The sequence below is a fragment of the Paenibacillus sp. JCM 10914 genome, assembly GCF_001315105.1.
Classification (GTDB): domain Bacteria; phylum Bacillota; class Bacilli; order Paenibacillales; family Paenibacillaceae; genus Paenibacillus_AQ.
Genome location: NZ_BAZR01000082.1, coordinates 1 through 890, shown reverse-complemented (window position 1 = coordinate 890; position 890 = coordinate 1). Strand labels below are relative to the sequence as shown.

The window sequence follows — 890 nt, the reverse complement described above, 5'->3', positions numbered from 1 at the left end:
TTGCTGGGGGTACTCAAAGCAGGAGGCGCGTATGTGCCGCTGGATCCGTCATATCCGCCGGAACGTCTCGCATACATGCTGGCGGATAGTGGAGCACTATTGGTGCTTACGAAGGACGGTCTGTCCGAACGTTTGCGTTTTACCGGTAGCATCATTGATCTGGATAACCTTGCCTTAGGGAGCGGTTACGAGGCTGCGCCAAAGAGCGGCGTGACGTCAGGTAATCTGGCCTACGTGATCTACACGTCCGGTTCGACAGGCCAACCGAAAGGGGTTATGATCGAGCACCGGTCGGTCATGAATTTCATGCAGGGAATTACGGACCGAATTGCTCTAACGGAAGGTGGGACGATGGTGTCCGTGACGACCATTTCGTTCGATATCTTCGTGCTGGAAACGCTCCTACCGTTGACGAAAGGATTGAGAGTAATCTTAGCGGGCGAAGCAGAGCAGAGCGATCCTCATTTGCTGGCAGACTTGGTGGAGCGTTGCGGAGTTGAGATGATTCAAACGACACCATCGCGGATCAGGCAGATTCTCGGTGGAGGGAATACAGGGTGGATGCAACGGTTGACATACGTCATGATCGGTGGTGAAACTTTACCGGCCGGGTTGCTGGAGGAATTAAAAGGACATACGAAAGCCCGGATTTATAATATGTACGGACCTACGGAGACAACGGTATGGTCGTCGGTGGAGGAATTGACGGAGGCTCAGCAGGTGAAGATCGGTGGAGCAATGGCTAATACCCGGTTCTACGTTTTGGATGTGGAGGGTCAAGCGTTGCCGGTCGGAGTGGCAGGGGAGTTATACATCGGTGGAGAAGGCGTGGCACGGGGGTATTGGAATCGTCCGGAACTAACGGCGGAGAAGTTTGTGCCTGAGAAAGG

Annotated in this window: 1 protein-coding gene; it reads left to right on the top strand. The window is 53.9% G+C overall.

The window, feature by feature from the left end:
* Window positions 1-33: 33 nt before the first annotated feature.
* Window positions 34-890 (top strand): AMP-binding protein (locus tag JCM10914_RS28135; protein WP_231638780.1); only part of this gene is annotated, 857 nt, incomplete at its 3' end.